Annotated in this window: 14 protein-coding genes and 1 pseudogene; 9 read left to right on the top strand and 6 right to left on the bottom strand. The window is 70.1% G+C overall.

Annotated features, from left to right (window positions below; genetic code table 11):
• Positions 1 to 65 precede the first annotated feature (65 nt).
• Complete coding sequence (locus ACAG26_RS20130) at positions 66 to 1,385, top strand: MFS transporter (protein WP_370484833.1); 1,320 nt, start codon at positions 66 to 68, stop codon at positions 1,383 to 1,385.
• Between the two features lie 2 nt (positions 1,386 to 1,387).
• Here ACAG26_RS20130 and ACAG26_RS20135 read toward each other — a convergent pair.
• Positions 1,388 to 2,128: pseudogene (locus ACAG26_RS20135) on the bottom strand (HNH endonuclease family protein); the annotation flags it as partial.
• 265 nt (positions 2,129 to 2,393) lie between these two features.
• On the opposite strand from ACAG26_RS20135, the gene ACAG26_RS20140 reads away from it, so the two are divergent.
• Positions 2,394 to 3,629, top strand: coding sequence for a PPE domain-containing protein (locus ACAG26_RS20140; protein ID WP_370484834.1), 1,236 nt, complete (start codon positions 2,394 to 2,396; stop codon positions 3,627 to 3,629).
• Between the two features lie 77 nt (positions 3,630 to 3,706).
• Complete coding sequence (locus tag ACAG26_RS20145) at positions 3,707 to 4,879, top strand: PPE family protein (RefSeq protein WP_370484835.1); 1,173 nt, start codon at positions 3,707 to 3,709, stop codon at positions 4,877 to 4,879.
• Here ACAG26_RS20145 and ACAG26_RS20150 read toward each other — a convergent pair.
• On the bottom strand, positions 4,876 to 6,426 hold the full coding sequence (locus tag ACAG26_RS20150; RefSeq protein WP_370484836.1) for a PucR family transcriptional regulator: 1,551 nt from the start codon (positions 6,424 to 6,426) through the stop codon (positions 4,876 to 4,878). The genes ACAG26_RS20145 and ACAG26_RS20150 overlap by 4 nt on opposite strands.
• An 82-nt stretch (positions 6,427 to 6,508) precedes the next feature.
• On the opposite strand from ACAG26_RS20150, the gene pruA reads away from it, so the two are divergent.
• The 3 genes from pruA (at position 6,509) to ctaD (ending at position 10,913) form a co-directional block, all read left to right on the top strand.
• On the top strand, positions 6,509 to 8,143 hold the full coding sequence (gene pruA, locus ACAG26_RS20155) for an L-glutamate gamma-semialdehyde dehydrogenase (RefSeq protein WP_370484837.1): 1,635 nt from the start codon (positions 6,509 to 6,511) through the stop codon (positions 8,141 to 8,143).
• Positions 8,140 to 9,123 (top strand): proline dehydrogenase family protein, encoded by a 984-nt coding sequence (locus ACAG26_RS20160; RefSeq protein WP_370484838.1) that lies wholly within the window; start codon positions 8,140 to 8,142, stop codon positions 9,121 to 9,123. The genes pruA and ACAG26_RS20160 overlap by 4 nt, the downstream gene beginning before the upstream one ends.
• Before the next feature lie 68 nt (positions 9,124 to 9,191).
• Entirely contained in the window at positions 9,192 to 10,913 is a 1,722-nt protein-coding gene (gene ctaD / locus ACAG26_RS20165; RefSeq protein WP_370484839.1) for a cytochrome c oxidase subunit I, read from the top strand.
• Here ctaD and ACAG26_RS20170 read toward each other — a convergent pair.
• Both ACAG26_RS20170 and ACAG26_RS20175 read right to left on the bottom strand, forming a co-directional pair.
• Entirely contained in the window at positions 10,903 to 11,334 is a 432-nt protein-coding gene (locus ACAG26_RS20170) for a group III truncated hemoglobin (RefSeq protein ID WP_370484840.1), read from the bottom strand. The genes ctaD and ACAG26_RS20170 overlap by 11 nt on opposite strands.
• Complete coding sequence (locus tag ACAG26_RS20175) at positions 11,327 to 12,031, bottom strand: helix-turn-helix transcriptional regulator (protein ID WP_370484841.1); 705 nt, start codon at positions 12,029 to 12,031, stop codon at positions 11,327 to 11,329. The genes ACAG26_RS20170 and ACAG26_RS20175 overlap by 8 nt, the downstream gene beginning before the upstream one ends.
• A gap of 73 nt (positions 12,032 to 12,104) precedes the next feature.
• Here ACAG26_RS20175 and ACAG26_RS20180 point away from each other — a divergent pair, with 73 nt between their 5' ends.
• Together ACAG26_RS20180 and ACAG26_RS20185 are read left to right on the top strand one after the other, a co-directional pair.
• A complete protein-coding gene (locus ACAG26_RS20180; protein ID WP_370484842.1) occupies positions 12,105 to 13,493 on the top strand; it encodes an acyl-CoA synthetase in 1,389 nt (462 codons plus the stop codon).
• A 58-nt stretch (positions 13,494 to 13,551) separates the two neighbouring features.
• A complete protein-coding gene (locus ACAG26_RS20185; protein ID WP_370484843.1) occupies positions 13,552 to 13,836 on the top strand; it encodes a hypothetical protein in 285 nt (94 codons plus the stop codon).
• Positions 13,837 to 13,844: 8 nt separating this feature from the next.
• Here the strand turns inward: ACAG26_RS20185 and dapD are convergent, their stop codons facing one another.
• Entirely contained in the window at positions 13,845 to 14,789 is a 945-nt protein-coding gene (gene dapD, locus ACAG26_RS20190) for a 2,3,4,5-tetrahydropyridine-2,6-dicarboxylate N-succinyltransferase (protein WP_370484844.1), read from the bottom strand.
• Between the two features lie 98 nt (positions 14,790 to 14,887).
• Here dapD and dapE point away from each other — a divergent pair, with 98 nt between their 5' ends.
• Positions 14,888 to 15,964 (top strand): succinyl-diaminopimelate desuccinylase, encoded by a 1,077-nt coding sequence (gene dapE, locus ACAG26_RS20195; RefSeq protein WP_370484845.1) that lies wholly within the window; start codon positions 14,888 to 14,890, stop codon positions 15,962 to 15,964.
• On the opposite strand, the gene ACAG26_RS20200 is transcribed toward dapE, so the two are convergent.
• Positions 15,961 to 18,054, bottom strand: coding sequence for an AAA family ATPase (locus ACAG26_RS20200; protein ID WP_370484846.1), 2,094 nt, complete (start codon positions 18,052 to 18,054; stop codon positions 15,961 to 15,963). The two genes, dapE and ACAG26_RS20200, sit on opposite strands and share 4 nt — an antisense overlap.
• Positions 18,055 to 18,088: the final 34 nt, after the last annotated feature.

The raw sequence follows: 18,088 nt of genomic DNA on the forward strand, positions 1-18,088 counted from the left end.
GTCCCCAAAATCACGCTGATTTGGGTGCTTTCGCGTCGGCTCGCGCCGAGTAACTAAGGCTCGCTATGACAACCACAGAACAGGACCGCACCGCCGTTTCGACCGCGGGAGGCCGCACCGCACCCAAATCGCCGATGCGGCGGGTGGCGTTGGCCAGCCTCGCCGGCAGCGTGCTGGAGTGGTACGACTTTTTCCTCTACGGGTTCGCCGCCACCCTGGTGTTCGGTCCGCAGTTCTTCCCGCACGCCTCCTCGACGGTCGGTGTGCTGGCCGCGCTGGGCACGTTCGCGGTGGGGTTCGTCGCCCGTCCGCTGGGCGGGGTCCTGTTCGGACATTGGGGTGATCGGCTGGGGCGCAAGAAGATGCTGGTAGCCACCCTGTTGATTATGGGAATCCCCTCGTTTCTGATCGGGCTGCTTCCCGGCTACGCCACCATCGGTCCGGCCGCGCCCGCGCTGCTGGTGGTGCTGCGGTTTTTTCAAGGCGTGGGGCTCGGCGGCGAGTGGGCCGGCTCGGTACTGGTGGTCACCGAGACCAGCCCACGCCGCAGCCGCGGTTTGTGGGGAGCGGTGGTGCAGACCGGCTCCGCGCTGGGACAGGCGCTGGCCACCGGGTCGCTGTTCATCCTCGCCTGGCTGCTCAGCGATGACGGCTTCCTGGCGTGGGGTTGGCGGGTGCCATTCCTGTTCGGCGTCGCGTTGAGCGTCGTCGGTCTGTTCATCCGGCTGAAGGTGATGGAGTCTCCGGAATTCACCGAGCTACGCCGCAGCGGCGAGTTGTCGGCGTTCCCGGTGCGCGAAGTCCTTCGTCGGCATGCGCGCACCGTGCTGGTGTGCTTCGCGGTCTATTTGGGCGGTGTCACCGTTCCGTTTTTCGTCGAGACCGTCTTCCTGACCGGCTACGGCACCAAGACCCTCGGGCTGCCCTCCTCGTCGGTGCTGCTGGGCGTATCGGTGCTGCACGCCATCGTGTTCTGCGCACTGACCCTGCTGGGTGGCTGGCTGGCGGATCGGGTCGGCGCGATTTCGGTGGTGCGCGCGGGCTTGGTCGGATTGCTGGTGCTGCCGCCGGTGGGGTTGCTGGACATTCTGTCCGGCCCGTCGACGCTGCCGGCGCTGCTGGTTGCCGAGGTCCTGATCGGCGCGTCGTTGTGGGTCATCTGGGGCGCGCTGCCGAAATACCTGTCCGAGGCGTTCCCGGCTCGGGTGCGCTACAGCGGAATGTCGCTGTCGGGCCAGACTTCCACCATCATCGGCGGACTTGTTCCGCTGCTGCTGACGTCGACGGTCGCCCAGCTGGGCGGGGCGTTGTGGCCGGTGGCGTTGACCACCACCGCGGTGGCAGCGTTCGGTCTTGGTGGTCTTCTCATCGGCACGCGGGATTAGGGCGCGGCGCAGTCGTCGGTCAGGATCCGCGCGATCGCATCGTGCTCGGCCTGGGTGACCCACAACCCGTAGCCGGCCTTCACCGTCACAATGCGGGTCACGTAGATGCAGCGGTAGGACTTGTTGGGCGGCAACCAGGTTGCGGCGTCCCCGTCCTCCTTCTGCTCGTTGATCGGCCCGTCGGTGGCCTGCAGGTTGACCGGGTCGTTGGCGAAGTTGCGTCGGGTGGCTTCGTCCCAGCCTTGCGCGCCCTTTTGCCAGGCATCCGATAACGCGACGATGTGGTCGATCTGCACCGCCCGCGACGTGCCGCGGCCGCGCTGGAAGCCGATGACGGTGCCGGTGTAGGGGTCGTGCAGCGTGCCGGACAGCACCACGCATCCGTTGCTGCCGGGTTTGAGCTGCACGTCGACCAAATCGCGGCGCAGGATGTCGTTGCGGGTGTCGCAGCCGTTGTGCCCGTCGGCCACCGTCACGTCATCGCTCCACGCCGGGCCGAAGAGTTCGCGATGGTAGCCGGTCTTGGGGGCGCGGCCCTTGATCGGCAAACTGTCCAGGGTGGCCAACGCCTCGTTCTCGGCGTCGCCGGCCGGGGCCGGGGCCACCTCCGAGGTGGCGACCGGGCTGACCCACCCGTGGCCGGTGCCGGGCACCCGGCCGGCGATGACCAGGCCGGTCAGGCTCAGGGCGCCGACAACCGCTGCGGCGGCGATGAGCCGCGGCCGGTGTGGGTGGAAGAGCACGGCGACCTCCGGGGTGTTTGGCGGGGCAGTGCCGGACGCTACCAGCGCCCACCGACAGGTCTTTGCGGATTTCTGTTCACCGTGATTTAAATGTCCGGCCACCCTTCGGTCATCTCACGTTCGTGTCGGCGGTCGGGGCGTGTTGGCGTGGCTAGTGGCCCCGCCGACCGGATTCTCGGGCGGCCCCCCGCACCGCAGGTATCGACCCGCGCCGAGCCCGTCGGCTGGATGCTGTGTGGTGGTCGACTGTGTTTGGGTGTGATCGATGGACTTCGCAGCGTTGCCACCGGAAGTGAACTCGGCCCGGATGTATGCCGGCCCGGGTTCGGGACCGTTGATGGCGGCGGCCGCGGCTTGGGAGGCGCTGGCCGGCCGCTTGGCCTCGACGTCGCGGGGCTACTCCGCGGCGATCTCGGGATTGCATGGCGAGAGCTGGTCTGGGGTCGCCTCGGATGCCATGGCCGACGCGGCCACACCGTACGTGGCCTGGCTGACCGCCACCGCGGCAACGGCCGAGGAGGCGGCTCGGCGGGCGCGCACCGCGGCCGCGGCCTACGAAACCGCGCACGCCGCCACCGTCCCGCCCCAGCTCATCGAGGCCAACCGCACCGAGTTGGCGAACCTGATCGCCACGGACATGCTGGGGCTCAACACCCCGGCGATCGCGGCCGTGGAGGCGGCCTACGCCGACATGTGGGCGCAAGACGCCGCCGCGATGTATGGCTACGCGGCGAGTTCGTCGGCAGCGACTCGGCTGACGCCGTTCAGCGCAGCACCCAACACCACCAACCTTGCCGCGCAACCCGACCCGGCCGCTAGTACCGCAGCCGCCACAGGGTCGCCGACATCGCTGACACAGCTGATCTCGGCGGTACCACAACACCTGCAAGCCCTCGCGTCGGGCGGATCGGCGACCACCTCGGCGACCGGGGGTTCCACGGCGACGGGTCTGCCGTCGCTGCTCACCGCCTTCAGTGACTTCAATACCTTGACCTCGCCGATCAGCCTGGGTGCCGGCCTGAGCCGCACCTACACCTCGGCGGGCAGCATGGGCTACGCCGCCAAGCGTGATATCGAGACGCACAACCCGGCCGCGCAACCCAAGCCCGCGCCCCAACCCGAGCCGGCTCCGCGACCCGAACCGGTCCGGCAACCGGTCGGCGCGGGCCCCCCGGCTGTCGAATCGGAGCCGGGCGCTATCCGCGGCCCGGTGAGCGCAACCATGGGTGGGGCGGCACCGGTTGGCGGCCTGACCGTTCCACCGCGCTGGGCGCCGCCGGCGGCAGCGGCCCTGCTCGGTGATGAGCCGGTGTGGGTGCCGGAATCCAACCTGGCGGCGGCGCCCGCCGTGGAAACAGAGGAAGCCACCGCCATGATGGGCGCCGCGCCGGTGGCGGGCGCGGGCCGGATGACCGGTGCGGCGGCGCGGTCCACCGTCAGCAGCGTATTGCGCGTGGCGCCGCGCCGCTTCAAAATGCCGCGCACCCCGGTCGGGGGATAGCCCGCTAGCGCCTGTCCGGTCGCCGGCAGCACCGCGATCTTTGCCACCTGGGACCGCCGTCGCGAAAGGTATTGTCAATGTTTGATTTTGGGGTTCTTCCCCCCGAAGTCAACTCAGCCAGAATGTATGACGGCCCCGGGGCAGGACCGCTGCATGCCGCGGCCTCCGAATGGAATTCGCTGTCCGCCGAATTGAGTTCCACCGCGGCTGGCTTCCGGGCGGAGCTCGCCGAGCTGGCCACCCACTGGCAGGGCCGGTCGTCAACGGACATGGAGGCCGCCGCCGCGCGCTACGTGGCGTGGATGACCCAAACCGCTACCCAAGCGCAGCAGACGGCCGATCAGATCGCAGCCGCCATAGCCGCATACGAGGCCGCGTTCGCCGCCACCGTGCCACCCCCGGTGATCGAAGCCAACCGGGCATTGGTGATATCGCTGAGCGCGACCAACTTTCTGGGTCAGCACACGCCGGCGATTGCGGCCGTCGAGGCGGCCTACGCCGAAATGTGGGCCCAAGACGCCGCGGCGATGTACGGCTACGCCGCGTCCGCATTGACGGCGACCCGGCTGACGGCGTTCAGCCCGCCACCGCCGATCAGCAACCCCGCGGAGCGATCCGGCCACGACACCGCGCTGGCCCAAACCGCCGGCCACGCTCAGTTGATGTCCGCGGTGACCCAACAGCTGCAAACATTGGCGGGGTCGACGAAATCTGCTGCCGCCGACGCTGCGACGGGGAACGCATCTTCCGGGTTGCTCAGCGCCGTCAAGGATTTCAGTACCGTTACTGGCCCGCTAACACCGGTGTGGCAGACCGCCTACGCCACTAATCAATGGGTGAGCCTCATCTATGCGATGAAAGCCGATGCCGAAGCCGGTAGCGCGGCGGCGCAGCCCACCTTGGCCCCGCAACTCATCGCAGCGAAACCGGCACCGTCCGCGGCAGCAGGAGTTCGCGGGCCAGTGCTTGCCAGCATGGGCCGCACCATGGCGGTCGGTGGATTATCGGTACCGCAGGGTTGGGCGTCAACGACCCCGATGGCCGGCACCGTGGCGGATTCACCTTCGGCGGGAATGGGTTTCCGGGCGGTTCCGGCGTGGGCGCACGACCCCTCGGCAAACGACCCGGGTGGGTCGCGGATGTGGGGACCGGGACCGCTGCGCGGCAGCCCGGCGCAGGCGATGAGCAAGAAGGTATTGCGCATGCGCAATCACCGGTTCACGATGCCTCGGCCCAGCGTCGGCGGCTAGCGTTCGGTGGCCCGCAAGCTCAGCGAAAGCACCAGCCGCACCTCCGGATCGGCCAGTGAGATGGACAGCAGCGTCTCGATGCGCCGTACCCGGTAGCGCACGGTATTGGGGTGCACATGCAGGTTCGCCGCCGCGGCGGCGATATCGCCGAAACTGTCCAAGTAGACCCGCAGCGTGTCGGCCAGCAGCGGGTGCTGTTCGCGCAGCTGGCGCACCCGCGGATCCACCAGCCGGTCGCCGACTAGGCCAACGATCTCGTCGAGCAGCACGGTGGTGTGCGCCTCATCGAGCGAGGTGACCTGCCCGATGGTCGCCGGGTGGCGACCGGCGCTGTCGAACACCCGGTCCACCCCCGCGCGCGCCGACGCCGCCGAGGCCAACCCGCTCAGCGGTGCGGCGATCACGGCCCGCAGCTCCAGGTCGAGTTCGCGGTGCAGCGCGGCGACGGTGCCCCGTACCCAGGACGTCACCGTCGACGGCGCCGGGGTCTGCGGCAACACCACATACACTTGGTCACCGACCGACGTGACCTGAGCGTCGAACCGAAACGCGGTGGCGCTCAACGCGATGACATCGGCCGGTGCGCCCTGAAAGCCGATCACCGCGGCGCGCCCGTCCGCGTTGACGCCGAGCTCGCGGCCCAGCACGGCCAGGTCGGTATCGTCCGGCTCGGCCAACCCGAGCAGCTGCTGCACCCGTAGCGCGCGTGCCGACGGACGGGCCACCAGCCGGGCCATGATCCGCTCGGCCAGCACGGCGGCGCCGTGCAGCACCTGCTCGGCGTCGTCGGCCAACGGGTGCGACCCCTGTTGCACCCAGATGGTGCCGACAAACTCCGGGGCCCGCCGTGCCGCCCCCGTTCGGCGATGGATGCCGATAGCCAGCCGCGGCTGCAGACCCAGCTCGGGGCGCTGACCCACCCGGACCACCGTCGGCTCGGTGCGCAGCGCATCGAAAATGCCTGCCTTGGCAATCCATTCCAGGTGTTCGGGCGGCCCGGCCCGGCCCAGGATGGACAGCCGCCGCAGTTCGTCGGCTTCTTCGGACGCCGAGTACGCCAGCACGTGCGACTGCGCGTCCTCGATGCTGACCATGCCGTGCGTGCGGTTGGCGACGGCCTGCGCCAGGCCGAACAGGTCGGTGTCGCTCTCCACTGGGTCGGCGTGATCGCCGTGATGCTCCAAGACGTGGTGGACCAACCGGTAGAGCCGCTCCCAGCGGGCCCGTGGGTCGACGGCGACCACCGCGATCCCGGCGGCGACGGCACGGGCTGCCACCGGCTCGGAGGGTTGCTTGACAAAGATCGCCACCGGGCGGGCGGTCTGTCCCTCGATCCAGTCCAGCGCGTCCCGCTCGGCCACGCCGAGCAGGAAGAACACATCCGCGGATCCGGCGCCCGGCGCCAACCCCAGGCGCACGTCGTCGGAATCGATCAGCGTCGCCGAGGACACCGGCAGATCCAAGCCGCGCGGCGCCTCGACCAACTGCGCCAGGGTCGCGTCCAGGGCCAGCAGCAGTTGGCCCAGGCCTACACCGGTGGCCCGCATATTGTCTGATTCTACTAGCCAGGTTCTAAAATTTGTCGGATCAGCCAAGCCTCGAAGCGTCCTGGCCGAGGATCCTGGCGGCATGGACGCGATCACCCAGGTACCGCTGCCGGCCAACGAGCCGGTTCACGACTACGCACCGCACAGCCTGGAACGCGGCCGGCTGGTCGCCGCATTGCACGCCCTGGCCGCCGACCCCATCGACCTGCCGCACGTCATCGCCGGCGAGCACCGACTCGGTGAGGGGGAACGCGTCGACGTCGTTCAGCCGCACCGGCACCGCCACCGGCTGGGCACGCTGACCAACGCCACCCGCGCCGACGCCGCCGCGGCGATCGAGGCGGCTATGGCCGCCAAGAACGAGTGGGCGGCCACCCCGTTCGAGGAGCGGGCGGCGGTGTTTTTGCGGGCCGCCGACCTGCTGGCCGGGTCGTGGCGGGAGACGCTGGCGGCGGCCACCATGCTCGGCCAGTCCAAATCCGCCTACCAGGCCGAGATCGACGCGCCGTGCGAACTGGTCGACTTTTGGCGGTTCAACGTCGCCTTCGCCCACCAGATCCTGGCGCAGCAACCGATCAGCACCCCCGGGGTGTGGAACCGGCTGGACTACCGCCCGCTGGATGGGTTCATCTACGCGATCACCCCGTTCAACTTCTCGGCGATCGCCGGCAACCTTCCGACCGCGCCGGCGTTGATGGGCAACACCGTGGTGTGGAAGCCGTCGATCACCCAGACGTTCGCCGCCTATCTCACCATGCAACTGTTGGAGGCGGCCGGGCTGCCGCCCGGCGTGATCAACCTGGTCGCCGGCGACGGGTTCGCGGTCTCCGATGTGGCGCTGGCCGATCCGCGGCTGGCCGGTATCCACTTCACCGGCTCGCCGCCGACCTTCCAGCAGCTGTGGCGGCGCGTCGGCACCAACATCGAGCACTACCACAGCTATCCGCGCATCGTCGGCGAGACCGGCGGTAAGGACTTCGTGGTCGCCCACGCCTCGGCGCGTCCCGAGGTGCTGCGCACCGCCTTGATCCGCGGCGCCTTCGACTACCAGGGGCAAAAGTGCTCGGCGGCCTCCCGGGCGTTCATCGCCCGGTCGGCGTGGCAGCAGATGGGCGACGAGTTGTTGGACGCCGCCGGGGCGCTGCGCTACGGCGACGTCACCGACTTATCCAATTACGGCGGCGCGCTGATCGACGCGCGCGCTTTCGCCAAGAACGTCGCTGCGATCGAACGCGCCAAGAGCGCTGCGCGGATCACCGTCGCGGTGGGCGGCGAATACGACAACAGCGAAGGCTATTTCGTGCGGCCCACGGTGTTGCTGTCCGACGACCCGACCGACGAGGCGTTCGCCTGCGAATACTTCGGGCCGATCCTGGCGGTCTATGTCTACCCCGACGACGCCTACGAGCAGATCCTCGACCTCGTCGACACCGGGTCGAAGTATGCGCTGACCGGCGCGGTGATCGCCGACGACCGCGCTGCGGTGCAGGCCGCGCAGCGCCGGCTGCGGTTCGCCGCGGGCAACTTCTACATCAACGACAAACCGACCGGCGCGGTGGTGGGCCAGCAGCCGTTCGGCGGCTCCCGCGGGTCGGGCACCAACGACAAGGCCGGGTCGGCGCTTAACCTGCTGCGCTGGACGTCGGCGCGCGCTATCAAGGAGACGTTCGCCCCGCCGACCGAACACACCTACCCGCACATGGCGGCCCCGGCATGACCGGCGTCTTCGCGAGGACCGCCCGCCCGGCGCTGCTGGCCGCCAGCCGCTCGGACCGGCTGCGCCGCACCGCGCAACGAAACCCGGTGACCCGCAAAGTGGTACACCGGTTTGTGCCCGGCGAAACGTGCGCGGAGGCACTGGACATTGCGGCGCGGCTGCGCGCCGGGGGACGCTACGTCAGCCTCGACTATCTGGGGGAGGACGTCGCCAACGTTCTCGACACCTCCGCGATCGTGGCCGCATACGGTCGCCTGCTCGACGCGCTGGGCCGGCGCGCCGACGCCGCCCCGGGCGGCGTGCGGCCGCTGGAGGTGTCGGTGAAGCTGTCCGCGCTGGGGCAAGCGCTGGACCGCGACGGCGAGAAGATCGCCCTGGAAAACGCCCACACCATCTGCGCGCGGGCCGCCCGGGCCGGGATCTGGGTGACCATCGACGCCGAGGACCACACCACCACCGAGTCGCGGCTGTCGATCGTCGCGCAGCTGCGGGCGGACTTCCCGTCGCTGGGCACGGTGGTGCAGGCCTACCTCAAACGCAGCGCGGGCGACTGCCGAGAGTTGGCCGCCGCCGGGGCGCGGATCCGATTGTGCAAGGGCGCCTATGACGAACCCGGCGCGGTGGCCTTCCGCGACGGCGACACCATCACCGACACCTACCTGCGGTGTCTGCGGATTCTGATGGGCGGGACGGGGTATCCGATGGTGGCCTCCCACGACCCCGCCGTGCTCGCCGCGGCGCCGGGTCTGGCCGCCCGATCCGGACGCGGCGCCGGCGACTTCGAATACCAGATGCTGTACGGCATCCGGGACGCCGAGCAGCAGCGTCTCGTTGACGCGGGACAGCAGGTGCGGGTGTACCTGCCGTTCGGCACCCACTGGTACGGCTACTTCCTGCGCCGGTTAGCCGAACGCCCCGCCAACCTCGCCTTCTTCCTGCGTGCGCTGGCGGAACGAGCGGTTCCCAAAACCGGCATTTAGAGTAGTATCATCATTTATAAACGGACCCGCTGCCGAGACTGACTGGGAGGGCAGCGCATGGCGCAACCATGGAGTCGAGGCGCAACGTGACCGCCTCTCTTACTTCCGCGCCCGAGGTGACCGCAGTTCGGCCGTACCCGCCGCGCACCGGCCTGCAGGGAACATTTTTCTACCGGATGGTGACCACCACCGACCACAAGACGATCGGCATCTTGTACATGGTGACGACGTTCGGCTTCTTCCTGGCCGGCGGATTGATGGCGTTGCTGATGCGCTCGGAACTGGCCGCGCCGGGCCTGCAGTTCCTGTCCAACGAGCAGTTCAACCAGCTGTTCACCATGCACGGCACGATCATGCTGCTGCTGTATGCCACCCCGATCGTGTTCGGGTTCGCCAACCTGGTGCTGCCGCTGCAGATCGGCGCCCCCGACGTGGCCTTCCCGCGGCTCAACGCGCTGAGCTACTGGCTGTATTTATGCGGGGCGTTGATCACGGTATCGGGTTTCCTTACTCCCGGCGGGGCCGCGGATTTCGGCTGGACGGGGTACACCCCGCTCAGCACCGCCGTGCATAACCCGGGCGCCGGTGCGGACCTGTGGATCATGGGCCTGGCCGTCGCCGGCTTGGGCACCATCCTGGGTGCGGTCAACATGGTCACCACCGTGGTGTGCATGCGCGCCCCCGGTATGACGATGTTCCGGATGCCGATCTTCACCTGGAACATCCTGATCACCTCGATCATGGTGCTGATGGTGTTCCCGCTGCTGACGTCGGCGCTGCTGGGCCTGTTCGCCGACCGGCACCTGGGTGCCCACATCTACGACCCGGCCAATGGCGGCGTGATCCTGTGGCAGCACCTGTTCTGGTTCTTCGGGCACCCCGAGGTGTACATCATCGCGTTGCCGTTCTTCGGCATCGTCACCGAAGTGTTCCCGGTGTTTTCCCGCAAGCCGCTGTTCGGCTACACCATGATGGTGTACGCCACGATGACCATCGCGGGCCTGTCGACCGCGGTGTGGGCGCACCACATGTTCGCCACCGGTGCGGTGCTGCTGCCGTTCTTCTCCCTGATGAGTTACTTGATCGCGGTACCGACCGGCATCAAGTTCTTCAACTGGATCGGCACCATGTGGAAGGGGCAGTTGACCTTCGAGACCCCGATGCTGTTCTCGGTGGGCTTCGCGGTCACCTTCTTGGCCGGTGGTCTGACCGGGGTGCTGCTGGCCAGCCCGCCGCTGGACTTCCACGTCACCGACACCTACTTCCTCGTCGCGCACTTCCACTACGTGCTATTCGGCACCATCGTGTTCGCCACCTTCGCCGGCATCTACTTCTGGTTCCCGAAGATGACCGGCCGGCTGCTCGACGAGCGGCTGGGCAAGCTGCACTTCTGGTTGACGCTGATCGGGTTCCACACCACGTTTTTGGTGCAGCACTGGCTCGGTGATGAGGGCATGCCGCGCCGCTACGCCGACTACCTGCCCACCGACGGCTTCCAACCCCTGAACATCGTGTCCACCATCGGCTCGTTCATCCTGGGCTCGTCGATGATCGTGTTCTGCTGGAACGTGTTCCGCAGCTGGCGCTACGGCGAGGTGGTGACCGTCGACGACCCGTGGGGTCACGGCAACTCGCTGGAGTGGGCGACCAGCTGCCCGCCGCCGCGGCACAACTTCACCGACCTGCCCCGAATCCGTTCGGAGCGTCCGGCCTTCGAACTGCACTACCCGCACCTGGTGTCGCGGCTGCGCGCCGAGAGTCACCTTGGGCGGGGCCGGGTTAGCGTTTGAGCAGGGCGTCGAGTTCCGGCGCGTCGCCACCGGTGAGCCGGCGGTGCATGGCCCAGGCGATCCGGGTGGCTTGAACTTTCGCCTGCTCGGCGACCGGCCCGCGGTACATCGCGTCAACGGTGGCCTGCCACGTGGTCAGCCAGCGGATGAAGTGCTGCGCGGACAGCGGGGTGTGCTGGTGAACGTGCCGGTGGGCGGTCAGCGCGCTGCCCTTATAGCGCCCGGCGCGAAACAGCACCGTCTCCCAGAAGTCGGCCATCACCGGGATGTGGGCGTCGAGCCCGGTGACCTCCCGCACCTCGGTGAACGGGTCGGCCAGGACGTCGTCGACCAGCACCTGGCCGTAGAAGCGGCGCAGCAGCGCCTCCACGTCGGCGCGGTCGGTCAGGTCGGCGCCGCTGCGCTCCAGCAGCTCAGTCATCGGCGCGCACCCGGGCGATGCACAGTTCCGGCTCGGCAAAGGGTTCGAGGTCGGCCTGCACGGCCGTATCGGGGTTGCCCTCGAGCAGACCGCGCAACAGCCCCAGGTGGACGCCGCAGGTCACCTCCGGATGCGCGCGGGCGAGGTCGCGCACCGGACAGCCGTGCAGGCGGATGAGTTGCTCACCGCCGGCGCCCGGAGTGGCTTCGGGGCCGAAGCCCATCCGCTCGAAAACCTGCACGGTGCCGGCGATTCGCTCGTCGATGTCCGGAACACGCTGCGGTGCAGCGCCTTCGCTGGCCAGGATCCGCGCCGCCCAGCGCTGCCCAGCGCGCTGTGCGCGTCGTTGCCGCTGCTCGGCGGTGGCACCCAGTTCCAGGGCCAGCACTTCGGCAAAACTGCGATAGTCCAGTCGCCCTTGTACGGCGACGTATCCGGTCCGGGGACGGCCCACACCGGCCGGCTTGATCCGGGTCCGCGCCACCGCCCCCTCCTCGCACAGGGCGTCCAGGTGGAACCGCACCGTGGTGATGTGCAAGCCCATCCGGTCGGCGAGTTCGGCGGCATCCACCGCGCCGTCGTGCTCACGTACCAGCTGCAGCACCCGTTCCCGCTGCCGGTTGCGCGGCCAGCGTTGCGGTCGGCCGCGGCCCTGGGTCGCCACCCCTACCTCCCGCACTGTCAATTTAACGGACACGTTTCATTAATAATATCAGTCCGGTGGTGACTGCTGCGACCTCGCGGCGCCGCTACCCGGTAGCCTCGCTGGCGTGCTGTTGACCTCGCTGAATCCGGACGGACGCGACCTCGCCGACGCGGTGCGCATCGACGGGGTGACGCTGGGCCGCGCCGATCTGATCGGGGCGGCGACCGCGGTGGCCGAACGCGTCGGCGGCGCCGAACGAGTCGCGGTGCTGGCCCCCCCGACGGCGTCGACCGTGCTGGCCATCACCGGCTGCTTGATTGCCGGCGTGCCCGCGGTGCCGGTGCCCGCCGACGTCGGCGCCACCGAACGCCGCCACATCCTCACCGACTCGCGCGCCCAGGCCTGGCTGGGGGAGGCGCCCGACGACCTGGGCGGCTTGCCGCACATCCCGGTTCGGCTGCATGCGCGGTCCTGGCACCGCCATCGCGAACCGGCACCTGACGACCCCGCCCTGGTCATCTACACCTCGGGCACCACCGGACCGCCCAAGGGAGTGCAGTTGAGCCGGCGCGCGCTGGCCGCCGACCTGGATGCGCTGGCCCAGGCCTGGCAGTGGACCCCCGACGACGTGCTGGTGCACGGGTTGCCGTTGTTTCATGTCCACGGTCTGGTGCTGGGTCTGCTGGGATCACTGCGGGTGGGAAACCGATTCGTGCACACCGGGAAACCGACACCGGACCGATACGCCGAAGCGGGTGGATCGCTGTACTTCGGGGTGCCCACGGTGTGGTCGCGGGTGGTGGCCGACACCGCGGCCGCTGCGGCGCTGCGCTCGGCGCGGCTGCTGGTGTCGGGCAGTGCGCCGTTGCCGGTGCCGGTGTTCGAGCGGCTGGCCGACCTCACCGGCCACTCGCCGATCGAACGGTACGGCAGTACCGAATCGCTGATCACGGTGTCCACCCGGGTCGACGGCGACCGCCGCCCGGGCTGGGTGGGGCTGCCGCTGGACGGGGTGCAGACCCGGCTGGTCGACGACGACGGCGGCCCGGTTCCGCATGACGGGGAAACCATTGGGCGCCTTCAAGTCCGCGGTTCGACGCTGTTCGATGGCTACTTGAACTGTCCCGACGCCACCGCCGAGGCGTTTGATACCGACGGCTGGTACCGCACCGGTGACGTCGCGGTGGTCGACGGGGACGGCATGCACCGCATCGTCGGGCGCGAATCGGTCGACCTGATCAAATCGGGCGGTTTTCGGGTCGGCGCCGGCGAAATCGAGACCGTGCTGCTGGGGCATCCCGGGGTGGCCGAGGCGGCCGTCGTCGGGGTGCCCGACGCCGACCTGGGCCAGCGGATCGTCGCGTTCGTCGTCGGCGACGCCACGCCCGACGAGCTGATCACCCATGTGGCCGAGCAACTTTCCGTGCACAAACGGCCCCGCGAAGTGCGGGTTGTCGATGGATTGCCGCGCAACGCGATGGGGAAAGTGCTGAAAAAGGAACTGCTGGCCTAAGCTCGCTGGTGGCCCGCTGGCGGGGTGATCGATGCGATACGAAAAGGGGAGACCCACGATGAGACGATTCGGCATCGGCGTGGTCGGCATCGTCGCCGCGGTGTGCGTCCTGAGTGGCTGTTCGGCCGTGGACAAGCTCACCAACAAGGGTGGCGACACCACCTGCAAGGAATTCCGGAGCCAGGACCAAGAGAAGCAGAAATCCGAAGTCGCCAAGATGCTTAAGGACCAGCACGGCAACGAGCCGGCTAATCTTGAGGTCTCGGCAACCCGGGCGGCGGTGGACGTCTACTGCCAGACCGTCGGGAAAGACAGCAGCAAGATCAGCGAAGTGCAGATCTGAGCCGACGGTTAGTTGGCGTGCAGGTCCTCGTTGAGCGCGATGCCCTGCCCGTCGCGGGCCACCACCTCGACCGCGCCGCTGACCGAATTGCGCCGGAACAGCAGGTTGTTCTCGCCGGAGAGGTCGCGGGCCTTGACGGCACGCCCGTCGGGCATGGTGACCTTGGTGCCGGCGGTGACGTACAGGCCGGCCTCAACGACGCAGTCGTCGCCCAATGAGATCCCCAAACCGGCGTTGGCGCCCAGCAGGCAGCGCTTGCCGATCGAAATGACCTGCGTCCCACCACCGGACAGCGTGCCCATGATGGAGGCGCCGCCGCCGACGTCGGAGCCGTCGCCGACCACCACGCCCCCCGAGATGCGGCCCTCGACCATCGAGGCGCCCAGGGTGCCGGCGTTGAAGTTGACGAAGCCTTCGTGCATGACGGTGGTGCCCGACGCCAGATGCGCGCCCAGCCGCACCCGGTCGGCGTCGGCGATCCGCACCCCGGCCGGCAGCACGTAGTCGACCATCCGCGGGAACTTGTCCACCCCGTACACCGTCACCGGGCCGCGGCGGCGCAACCGGGCCCGCACGGTTTCGAAGCCGTCGACGGCGCACGGCCCGTGGTTGGTCCACACCACGTTGGTCAACAGGGGAAAGAAGCCGTCGGCGTTCAACCCGTGCGGGGCCACCAGCCGGTGCGACAGCAGGTGCAGCCGTAGGTAGACGTCGTAGGCGTCGGTGGCCTTGTCGGCCAGGTCGGCGATCACGGTCCGCACCGCGACGGTCTCGGTGCCGCGGTCCTCGTCGCGTCCGGTCAGCGCGGCCAGCTCGTCGGGAACCTCGGCCACCGACAGCCGGATGGTGCCGGCCTCGCCGGCGTCGGTCAGTTCCGGTGCGGGAAACCAGGTGTCGAGCACCGACCCGTCACCGGCCAGCGTCGCCAATCCAATACCCGAAGCTCCAGTCACGCGGTCAGGCTACTTTCCCTGCGCGAGCAGACGCAAAAGTACCCTTGAGATGCCCCGCGAGGGGGCTTTTACGTCTGCTCGGCGGTTATGGTGAGTCCGTGCTGGACCTGCGTGGGGACCCGATCGAGCTGACCGCCGCCCTGGTCGACATCCCCAGTGAGTCGCGCCACGAGGCCCGCATCGCCGACGCGGTCGAGGCCGCGCTGCGGGCACAGACCACCGGCTTCGAGATCCTGCGCAGCGGGGACGCGGTGCTGGCCCGCACCTCGCTGGGCCGACCCACCCGGGTGCTGTTGGCCGGGCACCTGGACACCGTCCCGGTGGCCGACAACCTGCCCAGCCGTCGCTCGCACGGCGACGACGGCGAGCTGCTGCACGGCTGCGGCACCGTGGACATGAAATCCGGGGACGCGGTCTTCCTGCATCTGGCCGCCACCCTCGACGCCCCCGCCCACGATCTGACCCTGGTGTTCTACGAGTGCGAGGAGATCGACGCCGCCGCCAACGGTTTGGGGCGCATCGAACGCGACCTGCCGGACTGGCTAGCAGCCGACGTCGCCATTCTCGGGGAGCCCAGCGGCGGCTACATCGAGGCCGGCTGCCAGGGCACGCTGCGCGCGGTCATCCGCGCCGGCGGCACCCGCGCCCACTCGGCGCGGTCCTGGATGGGCGACAACGCCATCCACAAACTGGGCGCGGTGCTGGGCCGGCTCACCGAGTACCGGGCCCGCACCGTCGACATCGACGGCTGCACCTACCGCGAGGGGCTGTCGGCGGTGCGCATCGACGGCGGCGTGGCCGGCAACGTCATCCCCGACGCCGCCTCGGTGACGGTCAACTTCCGGTTCGCCCCGGACCGGTCACCCGAGCAGGCGCTGGCCCATGTGCACGAGGTGTTCGACGGGCTCGACGTGGCCATCGAGCAGACCGACGCCGCCGCCGGCGCGCTGCCCGGCCTGTCCCAGCCGGCCGCCAAAGCTCTGGTCGACGCCGCCGACGGCCGGGTCCGGGCGAAATACGGCTGGACCGACGTGGCGCGGTTTGCCGCCCGCGGGGTGCCGGCGGTCAACTACGGGCCCGGCGACCCCAGCCTGGCGCACCGCCGCGACGAGCGGGTGCCGGTCGCGCAGATCACCGCCGCGGTCGAGCTGCTGCGCCGCTACCTCAGCGGCTAACTCGCCGCCAGCGCGCGGGCCTCGGCCAGCGCGGCCCGGCCCAGCGCGCAGTCCACCTGCGCGCACAGCCGGGCCAGCGGATCCGCGGCGCGGGTGTCGCCGAGCTGCGCCGCCGCCCGCCAGGCCCGCAGCGCCACCGCCCGTTGCCCGCCGCGCTCGGCCATCCGGGCGGCGTCCCGGGCGGCGGCCACCGCGCCGTGCGCATCCCGCATGCAGGCCAGCCGCCACGCCCGCGCCACCCCTAGTTCCGGGGCGAACAGGGCCGACTTGGTGCCGTGCCGGGATTCGGCCCGGCTCAATGCTTTCGAGGCGCCGGCGATGTCGCCGCCGCGGGCCAGCGCGGTGGCCAGATGCATCAGCGCCAGCGGCCCCCACGAGTAGCCGGTGCGTTCCAGGGCGGCGGCCGCCGGCCCGAGCAGCGCCGCGGCCTGCGCATGCTCGCCGCCGGCGAGGGCCACCTCGGCGAGCAGCACCTCGCCGATCGCGCGGCCCGGCTGCTGCAGCTCGGCGAAGTCGGTGAACTGTTGCGCCAACTCGCGGGCGGTGCCGAGCTGATCGGCCAGCACCAGCGCGGTGATCTGGGCCAGGCCGATGGTGAACCGCAGCAGCCCGGGATGTTCGGCGTCCAACGCGCGGCGGGCGGCGGGTTCGACGTCGTCGACGCGGCCCTGCCGCGCCGCGCACAGCGCGGCGGCGCTGCCGGCCCACGCCACCGCGGTATCCCCGGCGTCGGGCGACGCCAGCACCCGGTCGGCGACCTCGACGGCGCGATCCAGGTTGCCGGCGTTCATCGCAAACGTGGCGGTCAGCGCGTCCAGGGTGGTCTGCGCGCTCGGGGTGGTGACCCGGTTGCGGGTGGCCTGCAAAAACGCGGTGGCCCGCTCCGGCTCGTTGAGCATGAAGAACTGGTTGGCGGCCCGGGGCAGCGCCCACGCCATCAGCTCGGGTTCGGGCAGGACGGCCGGGTCGACGACGGCCAGCACCGCGTCGGCCTCGCGGCCGCGGCCCTGGTAGCCCAGCGCGTACGCCAAGGCCAACCGGGCCGGCAGGCCCGCGCCGCGGTCCAGGGCCGCGGTGGCCAGCCGTTCGGTCAGCGCCAGATCCCCGAGCCGCAGCGCCTGCTGGGCGCCCGCCACGACGTCGTCGACCGGTTGCGGTGCGTCGCTGCCGGCGGCCAGCGCCGCCAGCCGCAGCCGGTCGCTGACATGGGTGACCGGGTGGGTGGCGAGCAGCGTCACCAGCTCGGTGCGGGCCCGTCGCGCCCCGTCGCCGCCCAGCGCGACCAGCGTGCGGTCGGCGAACAGCGGGTGGGCGGTGTACACCACCGGGTCGGGTCCGCGCCCGCCGCGCACCCGGGTTTCCACCGCACCCAGGTCCTCGGCGAGCGCGAGCGCGTCGGCGCCGGTGAGGCTTTCCAGATCAGTGCGCGCCAGCGGCTCCTGCACGGCCAGATAGGTCAGCACCGCCCGCGCCGGCGCCGGCAACTCGGCGAGATACGCGTCGACCTCGGCGGCCGAGGTGGCCCCGCCGGGCGGTTCGACCTCGAGCCGGTCCAGCAGGGCGTCGGTCCACAGCGCCGCGATGGCCGCGGGGGCGGTGTCGGCGCGGGCGGTGACGATCATCCGGGCCACCCCGGCCAGCGCCAGCTGATACACCAGGGTGGCCGACAACACGTCGAGGTATTGCGCGTCGTCGACGACCAGCAGCAGATCGCCCTCGGGCGCCGAGTGGCAACCTGACGACGGACACGCCGCGGCCGACGTCGCAGGAGTGCCACTCGCGGCCGCGTCGCGGGACAGTGACGCGCGGGCGGCCCGCAGCAACGCGGCCGGCTTACCCAGGTCGGCGATCTCCACCAGGTGGCTGAACGCCCCGAACGGGACCACCGCCTCGGTCGGGGTGCCGGTCACCCAGCGGATGAGGGTGGCCGGGTGCTGGGCGGCGACGCGTTCGGCGGCCAACCGGGCCAGCGTGGATTTCCCGACCCCGTCCGGTCCGAGCACCACGGCGCCGCGCCGGGCCCCATTCAGCGCGGCATCGAGTTGCCGCGCTGCGGCCGCATGTTGGGGAACATTCCACCGAACCGGCACCGCGCGGATTTTACGGTGCCGGGTAGGGGCCCGA

Origin of the sequence: Mycobacterium sp. pUA109 (assembly GCF_041287095.1) — a bacterium.
GTDB lineage: Bacteria > Actinomycetota > Actinomycetes > Mycobacteriales > Mycobacteriaceae > Mycobacterium.

Bases quoted from the DNA above. Each gene is read 5' to 3' on its own strand.
- ACAG26_RS20145 (WP_370484835.1), top strand. From the start codon at position 3,707: ATGTTTGATTTTGGGGTTCTTCCCCCCGAAGTCAACTCAGCCAGAATG.
- ACAG26_RS20160 (WP_370484838.1), top strand. From the start codon at position 8,140: ATGACCGGCGTCTTCGCGAGGACCGCCCGCCCGGCGCTGCTGGCCGCC.
- pruA (WP_370484837.1), top strand. From the start codon at position 6,509: ATGGACGCGATCACCCAGGTACCGCTGCCGGCCAACGAGCCGGTTCAC.
- ctaD (WP_370484839.1), top strand. From the start codon at position 9,192: ATGGAGTCGAGGCGCAACGTGACCGCCTCTCTTACTTCCGCGCCCGAG.
- ACAG26_RS20170 (WP_370484840.1), bottom strand. From the start codon at position 11,334: ATGACTGAGCTGCTGGAGCGCAGCGGCGCCGACCTGACCGACCGCGCC.
- ACAG26_RS20130 (WP_370484833.1), top strand. From the start codon at position 66: ATGACAACCACAGAACAGGACCGCACCGCCGTTTCGACCGCGGGAGGC.
- ACAG26_RS20140 (WP_370484834.1), top strand. From the start codon at position 2,394: ATGGACTTCGCAGCGTTGCCACCGGAAGTGAACTCGGCCCGGATGTAT.
- ACAG26_RS20150 (WP_370484836.1), bottom strand. From the start codon at position 6,426: ATGCGGGCCACCGGTGTAGGCCTGGGCCAACTGCTGCTGGCCCTGGAC.
- ACAG26_RS20185 (WP_370484843.1), top strand. From the start codon at position 13,552: ATGAGACGATTCGGCATCGGCGTGGTCGGCATCGTCGCCGCGGTGTGC.